3 protein-coding genes are annotated in these 2,957 nt (G+C 64.3%); 2 read left to right on the forward strand and 1 reads right to left on the reverse strand.

Translation table 11 applies throughout. The features are described 5' to 3' along the window. A partial coding sequence (gene dacB / locus JXA24_04445; protein ID MBN1283004.1) for a D-alanyl-D-alanine carboxypeptidase/D-alanyl-D-alanine-endopeptidase occupies positions 1 to 1,139 on the reverse strand: 1,139 nt, incomplete at its 3' end. Positions 1,140 to 1,240: 101 nt separating this feature from the next. On the opposite strand from dacB, the gene nagZ reads away from it, so the two are divergent. Together nagZ and JXA24_04455 are read left to right on the forward strand one after the other, a co-directional pair. Next, the gene (gene nagZ, locus JXA24_04450) at positions 1,241 to 2,299 is read left to right on the forward strand and encodes a beta-N-acetylhexosaminidase (protein ID MBN1283005.1); all 1,059 of its coding nucleotides are present in this window, start codon (positions 1,241 to 1,243) and stop codon (positions 2,297 to 2,299) included. A 288-nt stretch (positions 2,300 to 2,587) separates the two neighbouring features. Continuing rightward, a partial coding sequence (locus tag JXA24_04455; protein ID MBN1283006.1) for a hypothetical protein occupies positions 2,588 to 2,957 on the forward strand: 370 nt, incomplete at its 3' end.

Raw genomic sequence — 2,957 nt, forward strand, 5'->3', positions numbered from 1 at the left:
GGGTCCCTGTAGGCGGAGACGAGTATGCGCACCAGCTGCGACGAGGAGATGCGGCTCATCGCTGAGAGCCCCGATCCGTTCTCCAGCGTGGCCGATCCCCTGGGCACCCCGATCGAGGCCAGGTGCTCCTCTATCGCGGCCACCCCCTTCTCCGTGGAGCCGGGGGGTCCGAAGCGCGCAGCACCCAGGTGCTTGGTTATCTGCTCTGCCACGAAGTTGGTGGAGAGCTTGTTCATGTCGTAGACGATCTCGGAGAGGGGCCGCGAGAACTGCTCCGCGATGAAGTGCGCGTTCGGCGGCATGGTCCCGTATCTCACGGGGCCTGCGACCTCTATGCCCTGAGCGCGGAACTGGTGGGCGATCACCGCGCCCGCATACGCCACCGGGTCGTCGACCGAGCGCCAGAACGTGCCCTCGCCCGCGCGCGGCGAGATCGTGCCGCTCACGGTGATCGTGCGGCCGTCGCCCCCGCCGGCCCCGCTTATGTGGATGTTCGTCTTCCCGCCGGTGCGCACCTTGTTGATCAGCCGGAACTCCGCAAGCGGCGGATCGAGGCTCGCCACCGCCTGCCCGCCGGGTCTTCCGGGAGCGACCTTCACGCCGATGCTGTTGAAGTTGACCGCAACCGCTGAGATCTTCGCGGTGTAGGCGCGGCCGTCGTTGCCCCCCTTGCGCGGGAAATAGAACGAGTCGAAGTAGCCGTTGTCGATCACGATGCCGCCGTCGATCGCCCTGATGCCGTGGGCGTAAAGCCGGGAGCCGAGCGCGGCCAGCTCCTCGTTGATGAGCGAGGGGTCGCCGTCGCCCCTCACGTAGAGGGTCCCGATGCGGCCGTGCCGCGGGGGGCCGTCCGAGGCGAACACGGTCCTGAACTTGTGGCCCGGCCCCAGGACCTCGAGCGCGGCCAGCGACGTGGCGAGCTTGGCGCAGGAGGCGGGGTTGAGGGCGAGGTCGGGCATGTGGGCGGCCAGCACCTTGCCGGTGGAGGCGTCGGCCACCACGATCGAGGTGCGCGCAGGGTTCAGCCCCGGATCGGCCAGCGCCCGCGACAGGTCGACCTGCGCCCGTGCCGCGCCTGCCGTGAGCAGTGCGACGAAAATGGCCGCGACCGCGGCCGTTCTTGTGCGTGCCTTTGACATGATTTTCTGCTATTCGTAATTATCTGCCGAACGAAACGCCCGCGCATTGTAATTGAAAGCCCGCGCAGGGGCAAGGGCGATTCGCCGCATAAGGAGCGAGGATGACCACGGTGGGCCGCATGCTGATGGTGGGCCTCGAGGGCAAAAAAGTTACCTCAGAGCACCGCCTCTTCCTCAAGGAGACCGGAGCCGGAGGGGTGATCCTCTTCGAGCGCAACTGCGAGTCCCCGAAACAGATCGCCCGGTTCATAGCCGACCTCAGGGATGCGGCGACGGGGCCGCTCATCGTGGGCGTGGACCAGGAGGGGGGCAGGGTCGCGCGCCTTTCCGCGCCGTTCACCTCTCTCCCGCCCATGGCGGCGCTGGGCAGGGCGGGCGACGCGGGGCCGGGGCTCGCGAAGGAGCTGGGGGCGATGCTTGGCCGGGAGCTCGCCGCGGTGGGAGTTGACGTCGATTTCGCCCCTGTGGCGGACGTTGCCACGAACCCCGCGAACCCTGTCATAGGCGACCGCGCCATATCAAAGGACGCAGATATCGTCGGCGAGCTCTGCGCAGCGTTCATCGAGGGGATGCAGTCGGAGGGGGTGGCGGCCTGCGCCAAACATTTCCCGGGCCACGGCGACACCGACGTGGACTCGCACATGGGGCTGCCCCTCATCCCCTCGACCAGGGGGCGGTTCGACGCGTGCGAGTTCGTGCCGTTTAAGCGCGCTATCGAGGCGGGGGTAGGCTCGGTGATGATCGGCCACATCCTCACCCCGAACCTGGACCCCACGGAGCCCGCCTCTGTCTCCGCCCCGATCATAACCCGCATCCTGCGAGGGGAGATGGGCTTTTCCGGCCTCGTCATCACCGACGACCTCGTCATGAAGGGGATCTCCGACCGCTACACTTCGTACGAGGCGGGCTGGAAGGCGATAGCCGCAGGCGCCGACATGGTCATGGTCTGCAGCCGGCCTGACGAGCAGCGCGCGGCGCTCGAGGGGATGAGGCGCGCGGTGGGCGAGGGCTGGATCGGCATGCAGACAGTCGCCCGGGCCCTCGAGCGCATCGAGGCCTTCAAGCAGCGCTTCCCGAGGCCGGATAAGCCCCCGTCCATGCGAAAGATCGGCTGCCGCTCCCACCGCAAACTCGCATCCCGCCTCTTTGCCTCTCTCTGAATGCAGCGATGCACGAAACTATTCCCTCCCCCTTGATGGGGGAGGGCAGCCTGCCCGCCATGCAGCTATGCCTGCCTTCTGGGCAGGCGAGGGAGAGGGCGATCGGGTACCATGGCGATCCCCCTTTTAAAACAGGCCATTATGATTCATTCTTAATGTATGATTTAATGGTTTAGGTTTAAGATTTAATATATTAATAAATAAGGTAATTTTAATTTTTATTTTTTCCCGCCCATAAGCAACTCACAGGGGGTATCCAGCCGAAAATATATTGGGGAGATATATATTATGGGCGACAACAACTGCGTACCTATTCAGGGACAGCCTTTCTGTAAGAGCTTCTATCCCGAGGGGACAGAGCCTGATGAGGGAGCGCTCAGATGCAACGAGACGCAAGTGCAAACAGGGGGTGAAACAATTAAAGGCCAGGTCTGCTTGTATCCGTCCAGCGAGGGGCTCCCCGGTCCGCTGAGATACGTGCCTGAGTTCGTTACAGCCGGCTTTATGAGGCTCTTCTCCGCCGATGTGGATGAGGACGCGGTGGAGGCAGCGGATGCTGCAGATCCTGAGCATTCAGCTCTATCGACAGAGCCATTAGCGCCTGTGCCGAGGACGGGTATCTCCGCGCAGTTCGGCATCAAGGTCCCTGTCACCGAGA

The organism is Pseudomonadota bacterium, assembly GCA_016927275.1.
In the GTDB taxonomy this organism is placed as follows: Bacteria; UBA10199; UBA10199; order 2-02-FULL-44-16; family JAAZCA01; genus JAFGMW01.